Origin of the sequence: Streptomyces sp. NPDC090032 (assembly GCF_044748025.1) — a bacterium.
In the GTDB taxonomy this organism is placed as follows: Bacteria; Actinomycetota; Actinomycetes; order Streptomycetales; family Streptomycetaceae; genus Streptomyces.
Window position 1 is genome coordinate 38,734 of sequence record NZ_JBIVFF010000007.1, and the last position, 20,522, is coordinate 59,255.

The 20,522-nt window shown below is 71.7% G+C and carries 19 protein-coding genes; 7 read left to right on the forward strand and 12 right to left on the reverse strand.

What is annotated here, in order from left to right; translation table 11 throughout:
• Positions 1-79: 79 nt before the first annotated feature.
• Entirely contained in the window at positions 80-670 is a 591-nt protein-coding gene (locus ACIPWY_RS18295; RefSeq protein ID WP_362907622.1) for a DUF1097 domain-containing protein, read from the forward strand.
• 9 nt (positions 671-679) lie between these two features.
• Here ACIPWY_RS18295 and ACIPWY_RS18300 read toward each other — a convergent pair whose 3' ends face one another.
• Genes ACIPWY_RS18300 through ACIPWY_RS18310 form a run of 3 tightly spaced genes read right to left on the reverse strand, consistent with a single transcriptional unit; the run spans position 680 to position 2,761 of the window.
• Positions 680-1,600: a phosphotriesterase gene (locus ACIPWY_RS18300; protein ID WP_362907620.1), complete on the reverse strand. Its 921-nt coding sequence runs from the start codon at positions 1,598-1,600 to the stop codon at positions 680-682.
• The gene (locus ACIPWY_RS18305; protein ID WP_362907618.1) at positions 1,597-2,181 is read right to left on the reverse strand and encodes a DUF4865 family protein; all 585 of its coding nucleotides are present in this window, start codon (positions 2,179-2,181) and stop codon (positions 1,597-1,599) included. Before ACIPWY_RS18305 ends, ACIPWY_RS18300 begins: the two co-directional genes overlap by 4 nt.
• Positions 2,182-2,200: 19 nt before the next feature.
• A complete protein-coding gene (locus tag ACIPWY_RS18310) occupies positions 2,201-2,761 on the reverse strand; it encodes a TetR/AcrR family transcriptional regulator (RefSeq protein WP_362907616.1) in 561 nt (186 codons plus the stop codon).
• Positions 2,762-2,945: 184 nt separating this feature from the next.
• Between ACIPWY_RS18310 and ACIPWY_RS18315 the strand changes: the two genes are divergently transcribed.
• The 3 genes from ACIPWY_RS18315 to ACIPWY_RS18325 are packed head-to-tail and all read left to right on the forward strand — an operon-like array spanning position 2,946 to position 6,579.
• Complete coding sequence (locus ACIPWY_RS18315; protein ID WP_362907614.1) at positions 2,946-3,227, forward strand: SHOCT domain-containing protein; 282 nt, start codon at positions 2,946-2,948, stop codon at positions 3,225-3,227.
• Entirely contained in the window at positions 3,224-4,012 is a 789-nt protein-coding gene (locus tag ACIPWY_RS18320) for an ABC transporter ATP-binding protein (RefSeq protein WP_401533895.1), read from the forward strand. The genes ACIPWY_RS18315 and ACIPWY_RS18320 overlap by 4 nt, the downstream gene beginning before the upstream one ends.
• A gap of 5 nt (positions 4,013-4,017) precedes the next feature.
• Positions 4,018-6,579 carry an FtsX-like permease family protein gene (locus tag ACIPWY_RS18325; RefSeq protein WP_362907699.1) on the forward strand — a complete coding sequence of 854 codons (2,562 nt, stop codon included), beginning with the start codon at positions 4,018-4,020 and terminating at the stop codon, positions 6,577-6,579.
• Between the two features lie 62 nt (positions 6,580-6,641).
• Here ACIPWY_RS18325 and ACIPWY_RS18330 read toward each other — a convergent pair whose 3' ends face one another.
• Both ACIPWY_RS18330 and ACIPWY_RS18335 read right to left on the reverse strand, forming a co-directional pair.
• Positions 6,642-7,160, reverse strand: a complete 519-nt coding sequence (locus ACIPWY_RS18330) for an ATP-binding protein (protein WP_362907610.1) — start codon at positions 7,158-7,160, stop codon at positions 6,642-6,644.
• A 211-nt stretch (positions 7,161-7,371) separates the two neighbouring features.
• The gene (locus ACIPWY_RS18335; RefSeq protein WP_100598547.1) at positions 7,372-7,716 is read right to left on the reverse strand and encodes a hypothetical protein; all 345 of its coding nucleotides are present in this window, start codon (positions 7,714-7,716) and stop codon (positions 7,372-7,374) included.
• 306 nt (positions 7,717-8,022) lie between these two features.
• On the opposite strand from ACIPWY_RS18335, the gene ACIPWY_RS18340 reads away from it, so the two are divergent.
• Positions 8,023-9,180 carry a PLP-dependent cysteine synthase family protein gene (locus ACIPWY_RS18340; RefSeq protein ID WP_362907608.1) on the forward strand — a complete coding sequence of 386 codons (1,158 nt, stop codon included), beginning with the start codon at positions 8,023-8,025 and terminating at the stop codon, positions 9,178-9,180.
• A 43-nt stretch (positions 9,181-9,223) separates the two neighbouring features.
• On the opposite strand, the gene ACIPWY_RS18345 is transcribed toward ACIPWY_RS18340, so the two are convergent.
• Complete coding sequence (locus ACIPWY_RS18345) at positions 9,224-9,721, reverse strand: SRPBCC family protein (RefSeq protein WP_362907606.1); 498 nt, start codon at positions 9,719-9,721, stop codon at positions 9,224-9,226.
• A gap of 66 nt (positions 9,722-9,787) precedes the next feature.
• Positions 9,788-10,615: a DeoR/GlpR family DNA-binding transcription regulator gene (locus ACIPWY_RS18350; protein ID WP_362907604.1), complete on the reverse strand. Its 828-nt coding sequence runs from the start codon at positions 10,613-10,615 to the stop codon at positions 9,788-9,790.
• Between the two features lie 216 nt (positions 10,616-10,831).
• Here ACIPWY_RS18350 and ACIPWY_RS18355 point away from each other — a divergent pair, with 216 nt between their 5' ends.
• Complete coding sequence (locus ACIPWY_RS18355; protein ID WP_393700528.1) at positions 10,832-13,168, forward strand: hypothetical protein; 2,337 nt, start codon at positions 10,832-10,834, stop codon at positions 13,166-13,168.
• On the opposite strand, the gene ACIPWY_RS18360 is transcribed toward ACIPWY_RS18355, so the two are convergent.
• The 4 genes from ACIPWY_RS18360 to ACIPWY_RS18375 form a co-directional block, all read right to left on the reverse strand.
• Positions 13,138-15,546, reverse strand: a complete 2,409-nt coding sequence (locus ACIPWY_RS18360; RefSeq protein ID WP_362907600.1) for a right-handed parallel beta-helix repeat-containing protein — start codon at positions 15,544-15,546, stop codon at positions 13,138-13,140. The two genes, ACIPWY_RS18355 and ACIPWY_RS18360, sit on opposite strands and share 31 nt — an antisense overlap.
• 115 nt (positions 15,547-15,661) lie before the next feature.
• A complete protein-coding gene (locus ACIPWY_RS18365) occupies positions 15,662-16,267 on the reverse strand; it encodes a hypothetical protein (protein ID WP_393700531.1) in 606 nt (201 codons plus the stop codon).
• Between the two features lie 175 nt (positions 16,268-16,442).
• Positions 16,443-17,270 (reverse strand): MOSC domain-containing protein, encoded by an 828-nt coding sequence (locus tag ACIPWY_RS18370; protein ID WP_401533900.1) that lies wholly within the window; start codon positions 17,268-17,270, stop codon positions 16,443-16,445.
• Positions 17,271-17,315: 45 nt separating this feature from the next.
• Complete coding sequence (locus ACIPWY_RS18375) at positions 17,316-17,750, reverse strand: DUF6643 family protein (RefSeq protein ID WP_362907595.1); 435 nt, start codon at positions 17,748-17,750, stop codon at positions 17,316-17,318.
• 259 nt (positions 17,751-18,009) lie between these two features.
• On the opposite strand from ACIPWY_RS18375, the gene ACIPWY_RS18380 reads away from it, so the two are divergent.
• The gene (locus tag ACIPWY_RS18380; protein WP_401533902.1) at positions 18,010-19,296 is read left to right on the forward strand and encodes a TerD family protein; all 1,287 of its coding nucleotides are present in this window, start codon (positions 18,010-18,012) and stop codon (positions 19,294-19,296) included.
• 13 nt (positions 19,297-19,309) lie between these two features.
• On the opposite strand, the gene ACIPWY_RS18385 is transcribed toward ACIPWY_RS18380, so the two are convergent.
• Positions 19,310-20,485 carry a glycosyltransferase gene (locus ACIPWY_RS18385; protein WP_362907591.1) on the reverse strand — a complete coding sequence of 392 codons (1,176 nt, stop codon included), beginning with the start codon at positions 20,483-20,485 and terminating at the stop codon, positions 19,310-19,312.
• Positions 20,486-20,522: the final 37 nt, after the last annotated feature.

The following is a 20,522-nucleotide window of genomic DNA, read 5'->3' on the forward strand; positions in this document are numbered from 1 at the left end:
CCATCGCACTCGCACCCGCCCCCCCCACGCCCCCGCACGGCACCGCGCACTGCCATCCGACTCCAGCAGAGGAATCCCCATGCGCGAACGCCTCTCTCACGAAATCGTTGCCTCCGTGCTCGCCGGCCTGACGGCGTTCATCGGAGGGACCGCGCTCCATCTCCCGCCCTGGGCGATCTTCATCTCGTGGGCGGCCGTCTTCGCGCTCGGAGGGCCGAGCTGGGCGAACGCGCGCAGGCTGTGGTGCACGATGCCCGCCGGCTCCTCCTTCGCCCTGATCATCGTGCTGATCGACCAGCACGTGGGCACGGCGTTCGGCGACAGCCAGTTCGCCCGGAACGCGGTGCTGGCCCTGGTGATCATGGTCGTCAACACCGTCCTGATGTACACGGGCCGCATCAAGGTGTTCTCGCTGATTCCCGGCATGTTCCTCGGCTTCGCCAGCTACTTCGCCACGTTCTTCGGCGGCTTCGGCTTCAAGTCGGGCAACATCTGGGCGGCGTGGGTCTGCGTGGTGGCGATGAACGCGCTCGGGCCGGTCTTCGCCTATCTGTCCAACCGGCTCATGTACCCGGTCTTCTCGCCGGTGCCGACGTCGGTCGTGGCGTCCGCGGGGCCTGTGCACCACGACGGCCGCACACCGCCGGCCGGAACCGCACGGGCCGAGTGAGCCCGTCCGTCACCGCCCGGGCAGCCGCTCCACCGCGAACGCCCTGCCCGGGTTGTCGACGAGGATCCGGTCCACCAGCTCTTTGCCCAGGGCCAGTTCGAGCCGCGGGCGGACGCGGCGCAGGAGGTACGGCATGCCGGGCCCGCCGCTCACCGAGCGCGCTCCGGCGGTCGTAGTGTCGCCGCCGAGCAGGATCCGGTCGCCGAACCCCGCGTCGGCAAGCGCCGCCATCGCGTCCGGCATCCGCCAGTCCGTCGCGTGGTTGGCGCGCGAAGGCCCGTCGAAGGCGAGATACGCGCCGGACTCGGCCGCCTGGCGGTGCACGGCGAAATCGGGGGAGCGGTTGAGATGCCCGAGCACGACCCGCTGCGGCGCCACCCCCAACTCGCCGCACAGCAGGTCGAGTACGTCCAGTACGCCCGTCCCCAGCTCGTGGTGGACGGCGATCGGGGCGCCGGTCGCGTGATGGGCCTCGGCCGCCGCCCGCATGGTCCACACGGCGTGGTCGTCGAGAGCGTGGAAGCCGCCCGCGACCTTGATGAGCCCGGCCGGCACACCGCTGTCGCCGATCCCCTCGGTGAGTTCCCGTACGAACACGTCGGCGAGGACGGGACGCAGCCGGGCGAGCAACTCCGGTGCGTAGTGGGCGGCTTGGTGGAGCCCGGTCGCGGCCACGATCCGTACGCCCGTCGCGGTCGACAGGCCGGGCAGCAGCTCGGCCCGGCGTCCGAGCTCGTGTGGTGTCCACTGGACGACCGTGCCACCGCCCGCCTCACGGTAGGCGCGCAGTTCCGCCTCTGCGGCGGCCGCGTCGTCGAGTTCCTGGCCGGCAAGCAGGGGGCTGCGGAAGAAGAGGTGGTCGTGCGCGTCGCACACGCCGAGTTCCTCGGGCGCCACGTCCCCGAGCACGGTCCGTACGGTCGCGGTCACCACTGCCTGCCCCGGGGAAGCCGGTCGCGCTCGGGGGCGCTCAGGTGCAGCACTTCGTAGAGATCGCCGGGCGTCTCCGGTGACGCGTGGTCCCAGAGGGAGAAGGTGAGCAGCTGCCATTGGCGCGGGTCCACGGCGAGGGCAGCGCACACCGCCCCGTCCTGCCCGGCGATACGGGCCGCGTCGCGCACGGCGGCGTCCGTCAGCTCGGCGAGCGGCGCCTGACCTGTGAGGGGTGTCCGACGGCGCACCGCGGTTCTCGGGGTGGCGTGCGAGGCCGGGCCCTCCTCGTATGCGAGTCCGGCCCAGTGCTGCACCTCGGGCCGGCCGAAGTCGTCCACGATGCCCTGGAATCCGGGCCCCCACAGGAACGAGTTCATGCCCTGAGAGGTGTTCCACAAGTAGCAGGGCGCGTACTGGTTCACGGGCGACCCGGCGACACCGCGTTCCCGCATCAGATAGGCCTTGAGGCCGAGTCCGGGGAAGTCGTCCAGGAGATGCCCCCTGGTCTCCACCCGCTTGCGGATGATGCCCATGTCGTAATCGGCGGGCAGTGTGATGTCGTACTGCATCGCGTGCACGGTCGTGTCTCTCCTCGGCTCAGGCGGCGGGTGCGAGCAGTGACAGGAGGCCGCGCACCCCCGTGTCGAAAGCGGCGGGCGAGCCGGACGCGCGGGCCAGGACGTAGCCGCCCTGGACGGTCGCGACGATCGTCGCCGCGATCTCCTCGGCATCCAGCGAGGGCGCGAACTCGCCCTGTTCCTTGCCCTCTTCGACGATCCCGGCGAGTTGCTCCCGCAGCCAGTCGATCGTCTCGTCGACGGGTGCGCGCAGCGCGTCGCTCGTGATCACGTCCGGATCCATCGTGAGCCGGCCGATCGGGCAGCCGCGCAACACGTCGCGCTCGCGCCGCAGATACGCCTCGATACGGGCGTAGGCCGAGCCGGGGCCACCGAACGACTTCGCGGCGGTGGCCCGCATCTCCTGCGCCGTACGCTCGATCGCGGCGAGCGCGAGGTCCTGCTTCCCGCCGAAGTGGTGGTACATGCTGCCCTGCCCCGCATCGGCGCGCTGCTGGATCGCCTTGGGGCTCGTGCCCACGTAACCGCGCTCCCACAGGAGCTCACGGGTGGACTCGATCAACCGGTCCGAAGTGCTCATGAATCCACTGTACATACTAGTAGGTACAGAGGCTGGGAGTTGGGGAGAGTAGGCGGAAGCACCCCCCGTACTCCCGTGGTGGTACGCGCGCTGCCGCTGGCTGTACGACGACTTCGACCCCCCTTCGGAGCGAGTCTCGAGTCATCGAGAAAACGTGAACACACGTCCCGAGGAGATGACTCTCATGCAGACCCTGGCGAACTGGGACGGCGGGCCCGGCCCGTGGATCCTGTTCTTCCCGCTGATCTGGGCGGCCGTCGTCATCGGCGTCGTCACGCTGCTGCGCCGCACGGTGTGGCGCGGACGCCGCCGTGGCGGCCCCTGGCGGCCCGCCGCCGACGAGAACTCACCCCTCACCGTGCTCGGCCGGCGCTTCGCCGCGGGCGAGATCGACGAGGACGAGTTCTGGCGCCGGAGTTCCGTCCTGAACGAGGAGTTCGGCCGCACCAAGGGCGGTGCGGAATGACCACCGACACGCTCACCCGGACCGCGGCCCGAGTCGTCGGCGCCGTGAAGGTCTACGGCAGCGGCGACACCGCGGTCCGGGCCCTGGACGGCGTGAGCGTCGGCTTCGGTGCCGGGAGGTTCACCGCGATCATGGGTCCTTCCGGCTCCGGCAAGTCCACGCTCATGCACTGCGCGGCAGGCCTCGACACACTCAGCGCCGGCTCCGCCTTCATCGGCGACACCGACCTGAGCGACCTCGACGACCGCCGCCTGACCCTGCTGCGCCGCGACCGCATCGGCTTCGTGTTCCAGGCCTTCAACCTGGTGCCGACACTGACGGTCGCGGAGAACATCACCCTGCCGATGGACCTCGCGGGCGCGAAGGACGACGCCGCATCCAGGGAGTGGATCGATGCCCTGACCGACGTCGTCGGCCTTCGTGACCGCCTGCACCACCGGCCGTCCGAACTCTCCGGCGGACAGCAGCAACGTGTCGCCGTGGCCCGTGCCTTCGCCGGCCGCCCCGACGTGGTCTTCGCCGACGAGCCCACCGGCAACCTCGACTCGCGCTCCGGCGAGGAGGTGCTCGGGCTCCTCGGCCGCGCCGTACGGCAGATGGACCGCACGGTCGTCATGGTCACCCACGACCCGGTGGCCGCCGCCCACGCGGACGAGGTCGTCTTCCTCGCCGACGGCCGTCAGGTCGACCGGATGCAGGACCCGACCGCCGACAAGGTCCTCGACCGCATGAAGGCCTTCGACGCGGCCGGCGGCGCACGGCATGCGGGGGAGACACCGTCATGAGCTCCCTGAGCACCTCCGCGCGCCTGAGCCTGTCGTCGCTGCGCGCCCACAAGCGGCGCTTCGCCGGCACCTTCCTGGCCGTCCTGCTCGGCGTCGCCTTCCTCACCGGCACGCTCGTCATGGGTGACACCCTGCGCGCCAGCTTCGACACCATGTTCGGCGACGCGTCGAGCGGCACGGACGCCGTCGTCCGCAGCACGAACGTGATCACGACCCCCGGTGAGAGCCAGGGCACCCGGCAGCCCGTCGCCGCGTCGCTCGCGAAGAAACTGGCCGACACTCCGGGGGTCGCCGCCGCCGTGCCCGGCATCCAGGGCGCGGGCCAGCTCGTCGGCAGCAACGGCAAGGCGATCGGCGGCCAGGGCCCGCCCACCCTCGCGGGCAACTGGATCGACGACCCCGAACTCAACCCCTACCGCCTGGCCGAAGGGCACACCCCTTCGAAGACCGGCGAGGTCGTCGTCAACCGGGGAGCAGCCAAGAAGGGCGACCTCAAGATCGGCGACACCACGACCCTGCGCACCCCCGACCCCGTCGAGGTGACGATCGTCGGCCTCGCGACCTTCGGCGGCGAGGACGGCATGGCCCAGGTGACGTACACCGGCATGACGCAGGCCGACGCGGAGAAGTACCTCACGCCGAAGCCCGGCGAGGCCGCGTCCATCCAGGTGCGGGCCGGCCCCGGCACCAGCCAGCGGGAACTCGTCGACGAGCTGACCCCCGTACTGCCCAAGGGGATCGAGGCCATCACCGGCGAGGCGTCGGCGCAGGAGAACACCGACATGATCTCCGGCCAGTTCCTGACCCTCTTCACCACCTTCCTCCTCGTGTTCTCCGGCATCGCCCTGCTCGTGGCGACCTTCTCGATCCACAACACGTTCGCCATCGTCGTCGCCCAGCGCACCCGGGAGAACGCGCTGCTGCGTGCCCTCGGCGCCTCCCGCCGCCAGGTCACCGCCGCCACGCTCGTCGAGGCGAGTGCCGTCGCCGTCCTCGCGTCGGTCGCCGGTCTCGCCGGCGGCGTCGGCATCGCGGCCGGGCTCCAGGCACTCTTTCCCGCGATCGGCTTCCCGTTCCCCGACGGCGCTCTCGTGATCAGCGGCCTGTCCATGCTGCTCCCGCTGGCCGTCGGCATCCTCGTCTGCCTCGGCTCCGCGCTCCTGCCCGCCGTACGGGCCGGACGCACCGCACCCCTCGCGGCCCTGCGCGAGACGGCCGTCGACCAGTCCGGGGCCTCGCGCCGCCGCGCCGTCATCGGCACGGCACTGGGCGTCGCGGCGGTCGCCGTCACCCTGGTCGGCGTCCTCGCGTCGCCGTCCATCTGGCTCGCGGGACTCGGCAGCCTACTGATCCTCGTCGCGTTCGTGGTCCTCGGTCCCGTCGCCTCGTCGCGCGCCGTACGAGTCCTCGGCAGCCCCCTGGACAAACTGCGCGGGGTCACCGGAGGCCTCGCCCGGCGCAACGCGCTGCGCAGCCCCAAGCGCACCGCCGCCACCGCGAGCGCCCTGATGATCGGGGTCGCCGTCGTCTCCCTGTTCACCGTCTTCGGCGCCTCGCTGAAGGCGACCATGGACCAGACGGTGTCCCGCTCCTTCGCCGGCGACATCGCCGTGTCCGCGCCGTCGTTCGGTGCGGGCGGCAGCGGCCTCAGTCCGAAACTCGCCCCGGCGATCGCCGAGCAGCCGCAGGTCGCGACGGCCGTCGGCCTGGGCAAGGGAGTCGCGGACATCGACGGCGAGGGCCGCGCCCTCACCGTCACCGACCCGGCAGCGCTCGCCAAGTCCTTCGACCTGGGTACTGTCCGCGGTTCGCTGAACGACCTCGGGACGGACGGCATCGCGATCACCCGCAAGGAGGCCGACAAGCAGCACCTCGCACCGGGCAGCACCGCCCGCCTGGCCTTCACCGACGGCAAGCAGCGGAGCTTCACCGTCCGAGCGGTCTACGGCGAGTCGGAGCTCGCGGGGGACTACGTCATCACGCGCGAGGCCTGGGCCCCGCACCGCGCCCAGGACTCCGACACCCTGATCGCCGTCACGTTCAAGGACGGCGTGAGCACGGCCGACGGCAAGGCCGCCGTCTCCAAGGTCGCCGTGGCATACGGGAATCCGGAGGTGCAGACCCGTGACGAGTACGCGCAGTCGTCCGCCGGCGGCATCGACATGATGCTGACCCTGGTCTACGCGCTGCTGGCCCTCGCCGTGCTGATCGCCCTGCTCGGCATCGCCAACACCCTCACCCTGGCCGTCCACGAACGCACCCGCGAACTGGGCCTGTTGAGGGCCGTCGGACAGACCCGTGCCCAGCTGCGGGCCATGGTCCGGTGGGAGTCCGTGCTCGTCGCGGCGTTCGGCACCACGGGTGGCCTGGTGCTCGGCGGCTTCCTCGGCTGGGTCCTGGTCGAGGCGTCGGACGGCGCGAGCGACAGCGCGTTCGCGTTCGCCCTGCCCCCGCTCCAGCTCGTCGTCGTGGCCCTGGTGGGCCTCGCCGCCGGAGCGCTCGCGGGCCTGCGTCCGGCACGCCGCGCCGCACGCCTCGACGTACTGCGGGCCATCGCCACCGAGTGACGTGGTCCGTGCCGTGAGGAGTGACACGGCCCCTGCCGTACGAGGGTGTGGTCACCGCCCGGTCAGCCGACAACGGCCGACCGGGCGGGAGCATGTCGGGCCGCGCGGCGGTCCGCCGGGGAGTCCAGCTCGGGGAACGCGTCCGCCACCCGGTACTCGGGAATCGGCGGCAGCGGCAGCGCCGCCGGTGGCGCGGGGAGCGTGAACCACACGACCTTGCCGTCCTCGCCCTGCGGCCGTGCGCCCCAGCTCTCGCTGACGGCGGCGACCAGGGCGAGGCCCCGGCCGCAGGTCGCGAGCGGGTCGGCCTCGCACAGTTGCGGCAGGTGCGGGTCGTGGTCGTGCACCGAGACCGTGAGGCGGTCGCGCAGCAGCTCGATCTCGACGGTGCACATCTTGTCGGGACCGGCGTGCCGATGGACGTTGGTCAGCAACTCGGTCACGCCGAGCATCGCCTCGTCGATCAGGGGATCCAGATGCCAGTAGCGCAATTGCGCCGATACGATTCTGCGGACCTGGCGGATCCGCGACGGCAGGGCCTGGAGCTCCACCGTGCAATGCCTGCTTGGGTGGCTGATCACGGCTGCGACTCCCCGAATTGAGGTCCGGAAGAAGGCGGAGTACCGAGCCAGCAGAGGGTCGCGTTGTCAGCCGTGGCCCGCCTGCTGCATGTCCGGCGGGCTGGTTCGCAGCGTTATCGCCGGTAAACCCTGAGTAGTGATGTGTGACCAGAGTGACCCAGGGGGTGCGAGCCTGCAACTCGCGCACGCAGTCCCCCAGTCCGCCACCGACCTACGTCAGCCGGCCGCGCGCCCTGCGCACCGCGTCGAGGAACCGACGCGTCGTGGGCGGCCCGCTCTCGCCGACGAGACGGGGCACCGCGTCGCCGGGTTCATGATCGTCGCCGAGTTTCAGCAGGTAGCGCCTGCCGCCGACATCGGCGAGCGCCCGGTCGCCGGGCGCGAACCAAGCCTTGCCTGCGCGGACTTCCTGCAGTGGCGCGCTGTCGATCTCGCTGCCGTAACTCGTGAGCAGTTCGAGACGGCCGCCCTTGATGCGGACTTCCCCTGCCCGGGTGAGCGAGCGAAGCAGTCGCCCTATGCGCACACCCGTCGCCGTGAACTCCGGCTCCGCCATGTCGTCCGCCCCCTTGCTGTGAGCACTCACCGGCCCCGCGGTGCAGTCTGCCCGCACGACGGCGTCCGCACCAGTGCGCAAGCCATTGCGCCCGGCATGGGAAGGGCCCACTCACGCCTTTGTTCCTCCGCACGCCTGTTCCTGCCCTGGGGCAGGCGTTCCTTTGAGTTGCTCAAAGGGGTGTTTATGCAGGTGAGAAGGGTGCGGAAGGTGTCTATGATCGGGGCGTCCGACCGGTCGTAAACGCGACGGCCGGGTGTGGACGGCGTCGGACCGGCGCTCGGAACGACGCCAAGGAGCCATGCGGTGAGCACCCCTCAGCAGGACCAGTCGGCCGGGACCCCCCAAGGGGCGGACCCGGTGCCCACGCTGGACGTGGACCACACGGACGCCGAGTACCGAAGCTGGCTCAAAGAAGCCGTGCGAAAGGTCCAGGCCGACGCCAACCGCTCGGCCGACACCCACCTCCTGCGTTTCCCGCTCCCCGAGGAGTGGGGCATCGACCTCTATCTGAAGGACGAGTCGACGCACATCACGGGCAGCCTCAAGCACCGGCTCGCCCGCTCGCTGTTCCTCTACGGCCTCTGCAACGGATGGATCCGGCCCGGCCGCCCCGTCATCGAGGCGTCCAGCGGCTCGACCGCCGTGTCCGAGGCCTACTTCGCGAAGCTCATCGGGGTGCCCTTCATCGCCGTGATGCCCCGCACCACCAGCCCTGAGAAGATCCGCCTGATCGAATTCCACGGCGGCCGGTGCCACTTCGTCGACGACTCGCGCACCATGTATGAGGAGTCGGCGGCCCTGGCGGTCGACACCGGCGGCCACTACATGGACCAGTTCACCTACGCGGAGCGGGCCACGGACTGGCGCGGCAACAACAACATCGCGGAATCGATCTACCGGCAGCTGGAGCTGGAGCGCTACCCCGAGCCCACCTGGATCGTCGCCACCGCCGGCACCGGCGGCACCTCCGCGACCATCGCCCGCTACGTCCACTACATGCAGCACGACACCCGCATCTGTGTCGCGGACCCCGAGAACTCCTGTTTCTTCGAGGGCTGGACGACCGGGGACCCGGACGTCACCTGCGACTGCGGCTCCCGCATCGAAGGCATCGGCAGGCCGCGCATGGAGCCGAGCTTTGTGCCCGGCGCGATCGATCGCATGATGAAGGTGCCCGACGCGGCGAGCGTCGCCGCCGTGCGCGCCCTGGAAGGAGCCATCGGCCGCAAGGCGGGCGGCTCGACCGGTACGGGTCTGTGGAGCGCGTTGAAGATCGTCGCCGAGATGGTGGCCGAGGGCAGGACCGGCAGCGTCGTCACGCTCCTGTGCGACCCGGGGGACCGCTACCTCGACAAGTACTACTCCGACCAGTGGCTCGCCCACCAGGGCCTGGACATCGCGCCCTACACGCGGGCCATCGAGACGCTGCTCGCGACGGGAGTCTGGCCGAGCGCCGCCTGAGGCCCGCCGGCCGGGAAGGGCTCGACGGTCGCCGAGCCGCCGATCAACTCGCCCTGGAATCCCGGGAGTTCGCCGCTATCCTGCGGTCGAGCGCGGCCACCGCGCCACGGAACGCGCGACCGAGCCCCGCCCGGCCGAGCCGCAGCCCCACCCGGAAAGCGGCGGCCCCGTCCGCGGCGAACGTCCACTGCACGCGTGTCCCACCGGTGCCCGACGGCGTGAGCCGCCACTCCTCGACCAGGGCCCGTATCCCCGGCGCGTTGGTCTCGTCCACCCGGTACGCGTACACCACGTCGGGGTCGGCCGCGAGGATGGTCTCCCGCATGCGCGCGCCGCCCCTGAGCCGTACCTCGCGCCCCGCGCCACCGTCCGCCGGACGGGCGAGCGTCACGGCGGAGAACCACTCGGGCCAGCCTGTCACGTCCTCGGCGAGCGCCTGGAACACCGCCTGCGGAGGCGCGGACACCTCGCGGGCGAAGACCAGGCGCAGCGGCGCGGACTCGGTGAACTCCAGCCCCACAGGCTTCAGTCGGCGTGCCATGGACGTTCAGCCCCCAAGCGGAATCGGGCGGTTGACCGGGCAGGGGTCACCATAGCTGGCGTACCGTCAGATGTCTGTACCTGTTCCGGGCTCGCCCGCGATGACCAGCCGCAGCTCCTCCGAGATCTCCGCGCGCACGTCGGCGGGCAGCCCCGCGTCCGTCACGAGCGTGTCGACCTGGTCGAGCGAGGCGAACGAACTCAGGCCCACCGTCCCCCACTTGGTGTGGTCGGCGACCACGACGACCCGGCGCGCGGACTGCACCAGCCGCCGGTTCGTCTCCGCCTCCGCCAGGTTCGGCGTCGACAGGCCGGCCTCCAGCGATATGCCGTGCACGCCGAGGAAGAGCACGTCGAAGTGGAGCGCCGCGATGGCCTGGTCCGCGACGGGCCCCACAAGAGAATCCGAAGGCGTCCGCACGCCGCCCGTGAGGACCACGGTCGCCGCGCCCTGCCGCTGTCCCGACGAGCGCTGCGCACCGTGGAACACGTCCGCCACCCGCACCGAGTTGGTCACCACGGTCAGGTCCGGCACGTCGAGGAGGTGGTGGGCCAGCGCGTACGTCGTCGTGCCGCCGGACAGCGCGATGGCCGTGCCCGGCGCAGCCAGGGCCGCGGCGGTCCGCGCGATGTCCTCCTTGGCGCTGAGCTCGAGCCCCGACTTCGCCTCGAAACCCGGCTCGTGGGTGCTCGCCTCGACCACGGGGACCGCGCCCCCGTGCACCTTCTCCAGGACACCCTGCCGGGCGAGCGCGTCGAGATCGCGGCGGACCGTCATGTCGGAGACGCCCAGCTTGCGCGTGAGCTCGTTGACCCTGACACCGCCGCGGCGCCTGACCTCGTCGAGGATCAGGGCCCGGCGCTGCTCCGCGAGGAGGTTCTGATTCTCGCTCACGTCCTGTCGGATCCCTTCGCCTCGTCACAGCCGTCCATGGTCGCCACATCCTCGCACGCGCCACCGACAGCCGTACCCCTGCCCGCTCGCACAGGCCATATGGCGCGCGGTCGCACGGATGGGGGAGATTCGGTGACGAGGGATGCGTAGCGCGGCCGTGAGCGGGGATTCTGATTCCGGCACCACACGCGCACGTCAATCGGGGGATGCTGAACGGTGGAGCGTGACACGGCGGACGAGTCCGCCCTCGAACTTCTGGTCCACGGCGTAGGGGGCACCACCCCCGAGGCGATGCTGGGCGACCCGCGCACGGTCCGGGTCTCCGGCGACGACACGGCCGCGGTCTACCGCCGCGCCGACGACGTCGACGCGGAGGAACGCCCCGACGACTACCGGGGCAAGCCCGTCCCCGAGGCGTACGTCTGGTGCAACCTCACGTCCGGCAACGGCTCGCGCGCCCTCTGGCTGCTGCTCCTGCCCTTCATGGTCGTCAACCTCGCCCACTGGATGCGCCCCAACGCCCACCGCCGCACGCGGACCGTGCGCGCCTATGGCCTTCTGGTGCGTCTCGCCGGCCTCAGCCTCACCGTCCTCCTGGTCGCCGCCGCCTGCGAGGTGGCACTCGACCTGGTGGCCTGGCAGTGCGCGGGCACGCACGCGTGCGCCGAGGAACGCTCCTGGCTCGGCTTCCTGTCGGTCGACGCGCACGGACACGGCGGCTGGTGGAGCCAGCCCGGCCGCCGCCTCGCCCTCGCCGCGATCGTCCCGACCGCCCTCACCGGCCTCCTCTGGTACCTCTCCCACCGCACCTGGGGCGCGTACGAGTCCCAGCAGCCGCTGCCCCATCAGCCCGACCCCGAGGAGGCCCCGACCAACGCGCTCGGCAGGCCGGGGTTCTGGTACGGCCGCCGTCTCGTCGCCCGGCTGCGCGCCGCGCACACCGCCGCGGGCCTGCTCACGGTGGCGGCCGCCGTCGGCACCTCGGCCGCCCGCTTCGATCGAGAGAGCGGCGGCCCCGCCCTCCTCGACGTGCTCGGCCGGATCCTCGACGGCGCACTCGTCGTGGGCACCGCCGTCGTCGTCTGGGTGGTGTGCCGCAGGGGCCGCAGCGAGAGAACCATCGACCGCACCCTCGACCGCACCCTCGTCCGCCTCCTGCCCGCAGCCGCACTCGCCCTCCTGCTGCTCGCCGTCCTGTACGCGGGCTGGTCGCGCCCCGAGTGGCGGTCGCACGGGCGCCTGCCCGGAGACGCGACGTTCGGCGGCATCGTCCTCGTGCAGGGCGCGGTGATCGTGGCGCTCGCCGTGGTCGCCCACGCCATCCACCGCCGGGCCCGCGACTTCCGTTCGGCCCTGCATGGCCTCGGCGGACCCGCGACCGCGATGCTGGCCTGTGCACTGGGCGGCGTGATGTCCGGGGGAGTGGCCCAGCGCGTCGCCGACTGGCTGGACGGATCCGGCACGCCGGGCGCCGACGGCACCATCGAGGGGCCGCCCGTCCTGCTGTCCTGGCAGGCCTCCGTGATCCCGCCCCTGCTGATCGTCGTCGCCGTGGTGTGCGCCTTCCTGGCCCAGCGCACCATGCGGCTCAAGCGCCGTGAGACGGCCATCGTCGCGACCGACTACCCGGGGGAGCCCGAGGACCCGGCCCGCACCAGCCGCATCGCGGGCACACGCGCGCGTGCCGCCCTCACCGACCAGGCGCCCATGATCATCGGCGCGGTCTCCACCGTGACCCTCCTCCTCGGCGCGGGAGCCCTCATCGGCGCCTGGGCGACCCACCAGGTCCCGGGAGAGGCAGCACAGGGCACGTACGACATCGTGGAAGGCGCCGCGCAGACAGCGCAGGCGATGGGCTCCTGGCTCATCGGCCTCGGCTTCATACTCTTCGTCACCTGGGGAAGGCGCGCCTACCGCGACGCGTCGGCCCGCCGAACGATCGGCATCCTGTGGGACGTCGGCACGTTCTGGCCGCGCGCCGCGCACCCCTTCGCGCCGCCCTGCTACGCGGAGCGCGCCGTGCCCGACCTGACCTGGCGCATGGCCACCTGGATCCGTACCACGGGCGGACGCCTCGTCCTGTCGGGGCACTCCCAGGGCAGCGTCCTCGCCGCGGCGGCGGCCTGGCAACTGCATCCCACGGTCCGCCGACGCGTCGCCCTGCTCACCTATGGATCGCCTCTCGAGCGGCTCTACGGACGCTGGTTCCCGGCGCACTTCGGCCCCGCCGCGCTCGGCGCCCTGCACCGCCAGGTCGACTGCTGGCGCAATCTGCACCGCACCACCGACCCGATCGGAGGCCCCGTCCGCCTGCCGGGCGAGGACGGCCCCCAGGTCGACCACCCGGCGCTGAAGGACCCCCTCGCCTACGGCCGCACCGAGCAACACCCGCTGCCCGCACCGATCCTGGGCCACTCCGACTACCAGGCCGACCCCGTCTTCGCCGAGGAGCGGGCCCGCCTCCTCGCCAGGCTGCGCCCGGAAGTGCCGGCGCCACGCCCGGACGCCGAGCCCGCCGCGCCTCAGGGCAGCTCGGGCAAGTCGTCCTCGTAGAGCAAGGTCAGGTCGTCCGTACTCGGCTCGGCGAGCTGGGCGACCCGGCCCGCGTGGCGCTCGACCATCGACTCGAAGGTCTGCCGCGCCGTGCGGCCGTTGCCGAAGGCAGGCCCCTTCGGGAGCGCCGTGAAGTGCTTCAGGAGGGCTTCGGAGGCACCTTCGCCGAGCCGGTACTCGTGCTCGTCGGCCTGCTGCTCCACGATCCGCAGCAGCTCTTCGGGCGCGTAGTCGGAGAAGGTGATGGTCCGTGAGAAACGGGACGCCACACCGGGGTTGACCGAGAGGAAGCGCTCCATCTCGGAGGTGTAGCCCGCGACGATCACCACCACGGATTCGCGCTGGTCCTCCATCAGCTTCACCAGCGTGTCGATCGCCTCACGCCCGAAGTCACGGCCGGAGTCCTCGGGGGACAGGGCGTACGCCTCGTCGATGAACAGCACACCGCCGGTGGCCCGTTGAAAGGCTTCCTGCGTGCGGATGGCGGTCGAACCGATGTGCTCGCCGACCAGGTCGACCCGGGACACCTCGACGAGATGGCCCTTCTCCAGAACACCGAGCGAGGCGAGGATCTCCCCGTACAGGCGCGCCACCGTCGTCTTGCCGGTGCCGGGGGAGCCCGTGAACACCAAGTGCCGCCTCACGGAAGCCGCCTTGAGGCCCGCCTGCTGCCGGCGCCGGCCCACCTCGATCATGTCCGTCAGGGCACGCACCTCGCGCTTGACGCTCTCCAGGCCCACCAGGGTGTCGAGTTCACCGAGGACGTCCGTAGACGTACGGGCCGTGGCCGGCGCCTCCGCCTCGGGCGCCGCGGCACGCTGGTCGGGCAGTGCGCTGAGCAGCCCCACGGTCTGCGTGGCCTTCTGGACGCCGGGCACCGGAGCGGCGGCCTGCCCCGTCGAGCGCACCCCGCCGCTCTCGTCGCTGGTGCAGTCCTCGACGACGGGACCGTCCTCGGCGAATTCGTAGCCGCCGCGCGAACACCGTTCCGTACGGCACTTCTTGAGCGTCGTGCGGCAGCCGTCGATGATGTGGAAGCCGTAGCCCTCGCTCCCGGTGACGCGGCAGCCGTGGAAGCTGCCCCGGCCTCCGGCCGACACGTAGAAGCCGGCCTCGGCAGGGGAAGTGACCGTGCAGCGCTCGATCGTCGGGTCGGCGCCCTTGGTGACGATGACGCCCGTCTGCACGGCGTCCACCGTGCAGTTGGCGAGGGTGCCACCGCTCCCGTGATCCCGGAACCAGGCACCCGTCGCGGCCTCACGCACCCGGCAGTCGTCCAGCTGGGCGGTGGCGCCGTCGCTCACCGACACGGCCGTGTTGCGCACTTGGGAGAGATCGCTGTCGACGACGTCCACGCGCGAGCCGCGGTCCAGGACGAACAGGGCGTCCGGCACGTCGTGCACCCGGCACGCGTCGAGCACGGCGGTCGCACCGTCGCTGACCCACACCGCCGGATAGTCGCCCGTACTGTCGTGGATCTCGCACTGGTTGGCGTCCACGCGCGTGCCCGGGTCCCAGACGGACAGGCCGTTGCGCCCGAACCGGCGCACCGTCGAGCGCGTCAGCGTCAGGACCGAGCGCGAGCGCAGGTCGATCGCGTTCTCAGGGATGTCGTGGATACGGCAGTCGGCGAGAGTCAGCACCGCGTCCGTGTCGAGCGTGACACCGTCCGCCGTGGTGCGGTGCACATCGCAGTCCGTGAGGTGCGCCGTGGCGCGCCCGGTGATCTGCACGCCGGTGCCCTTGATCTCGTACACCTCGCAGCCGACGGCCTCCAGGCCGCTGTGCTCGCCGGTGACGGACAGTCCGGAGCCCGACGCGTGATGCACCCGGCAGCGCTCCAGACGGGGGTGTGCGCCGCCGCGTACGGCCACTCCGGCCTGTCCCGCCGAGACGATCTCGCACTCCTCGAAGACACCGCCCCCGCCGTCGAGCACGGCGATGCCGACCCCTCCGGGGTTGTCGACCGTGCAGCGCCGCACGGTGGGCCGCGCGCCGCCCCGCACCTCTATGCCCGCCGCCGAGCGCGTGACGATCCGCAAGTCGCAGAGCTCGGGGGCGCCTTCCTCCACCAGGAGCGCGGGGGCCGCCGAGTCCTGTCCCTCGACGTGCAGATCGAGGACGGTCGCGGACGCGCGCACCGTGAGCGGCACCCCGTCGACCGGCGCGATCCGTACGGACCCGGGCGAGCCCTCGGGACCACGCAGTGTCACGGCGCGCTCCACGACGAGGTTCTCTCTGTACGTGCCCGACGCCACGGTCAGTACGTCGCCGTCACCCGCGGCCTCCAGGGCTGCGGCGAGCGATCCGTACTCCCCAGTGCGGCGCCGCCACCGCGACGTGCCGGTGTGCGTCACCTGGACCGTGCCCTGTGCCATGGCTTTGTCGTGCCCCCACCTCGTCGTACGCGGGTCCTCGCTGCGATCCCCGCGGCGAAGGTGGGTCAACCGTAGCGTGCGCGCAGCCGCTGAGTTGACCGGAGGGGAAGGCCGCTCAGCTGCCGGTCCCTGTCCGGCCCCAGTCCGGGCCCGCCTTGTCCCAGGCGCGGTCCCAACGGTCGTACCGGCGGCGGATCATGCGCCACACGACCAGGCGCCGGGCGCCCTCGACGAGCCCCGCCGCGGCTGCCGCGGTCCCGAATCCGGCCAGCGCGGCGTGTGTTGTGGCCGTCGCCGAGTCCAGCGGGCGGCCCACCACCTGACCCGTGCCGTCGACCCACAGCCTGAACCGGTCGCCCGGATGCGGGGTCTTGAGGCTCGACAGGACCCGGCCCGTGTGACGGGCGCCGTCGGGTCCCTGCCAGGCGGCGACGACACGGCTGTGCGCGTCTCTCGCGGTGGACGTCTCGGGGTCGGGGTCCAGCGGCGGCTGAGGCAGCTTCCGTACGACCGTGGCGGGAACTTCCCTGCGGTTCTTGGCCTGTTCCTGCACCGACTGCATCAGGGCCCCCTGCGCCAGGGTTCCCGTCGCGACGCCGATGAGCGGTGCGACGACGACGATCAGCAGCACCGCCACCAGCGCGACCCAGGCCTCGGCGAGGTCGGTCGCGCGGCGCAGCGGATTGTGTCGCCACCGCCAGAGTCCGGCGATTGCCCGCACAGCCAGCACCCCCTTCCGCGTCCGTCTTAACCGTGAACGGGCCGGCTCACGCGCGGGAAGGGCGAAGAGAGAGCGAAGTCACCCCACTCGACGAAGCTCTCCGCCGGTCCCCGCCTTTCCATTGTGCTCCAACGACCGTGTTCCGGCGCGGGGTTCCCGGCGCGGCGGCCACGCGTCAGCTCAGGATCGTGACCGCGTCACCGATCCGGACCGTCCCGGTCGTCTCCGGGACCAGGTTCGTCCCGAAACACAGCTGGTCACCGAAGCGGCGGTGGCGTGCGAGGGTCCGCAGCGGCTCCTTGCCACGCTCCGAAGTCGACTGATCCGTGGTGGTCACCACGCAGCGGCCGCTCTTCTTGGTGATACGGAACGTGACGGACCCTATGGCGATGCGTGACCAGTCGTCCTCCGCCCAGGGCGCGGTGCCGTCCACCACGACGTTCGGCCGGAAACGGTTCATGGGCAGCGGGCCCTCGTCCGCGTGATCACCCTGCGCGATGAGGGAGTTGAGGGCGTCCAGGGAGGACAGGGTGGTGAGCAGCAGCGGATATCCGTCGGCGAAGCTGACCGTCTCCCCGGGCTTCGCGTACTCGGGATCGATGGGGCGCCGCGTCGCCGGGGCGTCCAGGTGGAGGAGGCGCACGTCCGCCTCCAGGTGCGCGCTCCACCAGGTGTGCGCCGCGTCGTCGGCGAGTACGGCCTCGACCTTGTCCCCGAAGATGTTCACCGTGGTCGTCGTTCCGGTGGGCCGGGGCACCGGGACCGTCAGGGGCGCGCGGCCGGGGGCCGACATGCGCAGACCGTCGTCGTCCGGGGTCTCGGCCGAGGTGAGTGCGAGACGCGGGTGCTGGCGCTGGGTGACGACCTTGCCCGAGGCATCGATGAGCACCCACCGGCGGTCTCCTGCAAGACCCCACGGTTCCACGGCCGCCTCGCGCGGCGCGTGCCCCCGAACCGACTTCAGCGGGTGTACGTGGATCGAGCGAAGCGAGGCATCGGGCATGGGGCCATCCTGCCAGCAGGCAAGGACAGCCCCATGCCCGGGAGATCAGTAACCGCGGTACTGCTGACGGTTGTACGGATCCTCGTACGGCGCGGCAGGGCGGGGCGCCGCGGGGCGCATGGCCTCGTAGCCGGTGTTGGGCGCGGGCCGCATCTGCTGTTGCGGCTGCTGCATGCCCGCGTAGCCGCGGGGCCCGGAGGCCTGCTGAGGGATGTACGGCGCCGGCGCGTGCTGCAGAGGTGCCTGCTGCGGGGCCGCGTAGCCGTACTGGGGCATCGGAGCGGAGGGCGCGGCCGGCAGCGCGGGAAGCGCGGACGGGAGCGCGGGCAGATGACTGCCGGTGTCGTACATGGCAGGAACCCGGATCGGGGCGATCTGGGGTGTGCCCCGCTCTGCGACGAGGGAGTCGTAGATCGGAGTGTCCGGGAAGGACGGCGCGGAGTAGTAACCGCCGCCATAGGTGGAGCGGGGGGAGGTCATGGCACATAAGTTAAGCCCACGATGTGCTGGTTGGGGAGACCGATAAGAGGGTTGTTTTGCGTGTCGGCAGTGACTCGAGATCCCCAATGCGAGCGAACTTGGCAAAATCGGTCGTCGTTCGGCGTTCGGATCGTGTAAAGGCAAGTCCTTGAAGGGTTACCGGCGGTTGGCCAGTGATCATCGAACGTGTGCCCTGTGCCGCTTTCGGCCACGGGGAATAGGTTGACCAGGAAGCTGGAGATCTCTGTTGGGGGCGGACATGCCAATGTCTAAAGGTTCGAATGTCGTCGTGCCGGCGCCGGCCGTGCGGATCGAATTGGGGTGGCGTTCAGGTGCGGGGGTGCCCGACGCGGACGCCTCCGCGCTGCTGCTCGTGTCCGGCAAGGTCCGATCGGACGCGGACTTCGTCTTTTACAACCAGCCGGCGCACGCCTCGGGCGCCGTGCGGTACGAGGGCAAGCAGAGCGCGGACGGCCAGGTGACCGACACGATCTCGGTCGACCTCGCGCGCGTGGAGCCCGCGATCGAGAACATGGTGCTCGCCGCGTCGTCGGACGGCGGCACGTTCGGGCAGGTCCCCGGGCTGTACATCAGGATCCTCGACGCGGCGAGCGGCGCCGAGATCGCGCGCTACGACAGCGCCGACGCGAGCGTGGAGACCGCCTTCGTCCTCGGCGAGCTCTACCGGCGCCAGGGCGCCTGGAAGTTCCGCGCGGTGGGCCAGGGATACGGCAGCGGTCTGGCGGGCCTGGCCACCGACTACGGGATCACCGTCGACGAACCCCAGACATCCGCGCCCACACCCGCGCCCGTGTCCCCTCCCGCGCCCGTGGTCACGCCCGCCCCCGCACCGCCGGTCGCGTCCCCCGTCACCGCGCCGCCGCCCCCGGCCACGCCCCCGCAGCCCGTGCGCCTCACCAAGGTGACGCTCACCAAGGCGGCGCCTTCCGTCTCCCTGGCCAAGCAGGGCGGCACGTCGGGCTCGATGCGCGTGAACCTCAACTGGGAGGTGCGCAAGCAGTTCAAGGGGTGGGGCAGCAAGCTGGGCCGCGCCGTCGCGCAGCACGCGGACCTCGACCTGGACCTGTGCGCCCTCTACGAACTCGCCGACGGCCGCAAGGGCGTCGTCCAGGCCCTGGGCAACGCCTTCGGAGCCCTGAATGGGCCGCCGTACATCCACCTCGACGGCGACGACCGCACCGGCGCCGTCTCCAGCGGCGAGAACCTGACGATCAACCTCGACCACATGAAGGACCTGCGGCGCGTCCTCATCTTCGTCACGATCTACGAAGGCGCCCGCAGCTTCGCGGACCTGCACGCGACCGTCACGCTCCAGCCCCAGTTCGGCGCGGCCGTCGACTTCTCCCTGGACGAGTGCACCGTCCCGTCGACGGTGTGCGCCCTCGCGCTCATCACGAACACGGGCAGCGACCTGACCGTGCAGCGCGAGGCCCGCTACCTCGTGCCGGAGCGCGGCGTGAGCCCGCAGCGCACCGTCGACTACGCCTACGGGTGGGGCATGAACTGGACGCCGGGCAGAAAGTAGTCGCGTCAGTCGGCTACTGCCGCTCCGGCGCCGGGTCCGGCCTGGAATACGTACGTCCCTTCCAGGCCGCGCCCCGCCCCCTGTAGTGCTGCACCGCGGAGTCGACCGTCATGAGGAGATACAGGAACGCGGTACCCGGCAGCAGCGGCGCCGGCCACAGCGGCTGCGCGTAGTAGCGCAGCATCGGGACGTACGTCGCTGTCATCAGCAGCCACGCGAGCCCGCCGAGCACCGCGGTGATCCCGTGCCCCGTGGCGAGCCCGGCGACGAGCGCGACCGGCGGCGCCAGGTAGACCAGCGCCAGGCCGGCCACGGTGCCGGCCAGGAGCAGCGGGTTGTGCCGCAGCTGGGCGTAGGCGCTGCGTGAGACCATGCGCCACAGGTCGCCGAGACGCGGGTACGGGCGCACGCTGTCGACGCGGTCGGCGAGCCCCAGCCAGATGTGGCCCCCGGAGCCCTTCACCGCCCGGGCGAGCGCGACATCGTCGATGACTGCGTGCCGGATGGCGTCGGGGATCCCGGCACGTTCCGCGGCACGGGTGCTCAGCAGCACGCAGCCACCGGCCGCCGCCGCCGTCCGCGAGCCCTTCCGGGCGATCCAGCGGAACGGGTACAGCTGGGCGAAGAAGTACACGAAGGCCGGGACGACCAGCTGCTCCCACACGCTCGCCACGCGCAGCCGCGCCATCTGTGAGACGAGGTCGAAGCCGCCTGTGCGGGCCGCCGCCACCAGCTCCCGCAGACTGTCCGGCTCGTGCGCGATGTCGGCGTCGGTGAGGAGCAGAAACTCGGGCTCACGCGCGCGTGCCAGGCCGATCCCGTGCCGCACCGCCCACAGTTTGCCGGTCCAGCCCGCCGGCGGCTCGCCCGGTGAGCCGACCGTCAGCGGCAGCCCGCCGTGCCGCAGGGCCAGCTCCCTTGCCAGGGTTCCGGTGCCGTCCGTGCTGCCGTCGTCGATCAGGAATACCTCGGCCCGGCCCGGATAGTCCTGCGCGAGGAGGGAGGGCAGGCTCTCCGTAAGGACCGCCGCCTCGTCCCGCGCGGGGACGACGACACACACCGAGGGCCACTCGGCCGGGTCCGTTCGCGGGGGCAGACGCAGGTCCGTGCGCCAGAAGAAGCCCTGCCCGACCAGCAGCCACACCCACGCGGCCAGCGATGCTGCGGTGATCCACACAACGGCGTCCATCCGCCGCAGTCTGCCCCACCGCGCCCTTGGTGTGAGG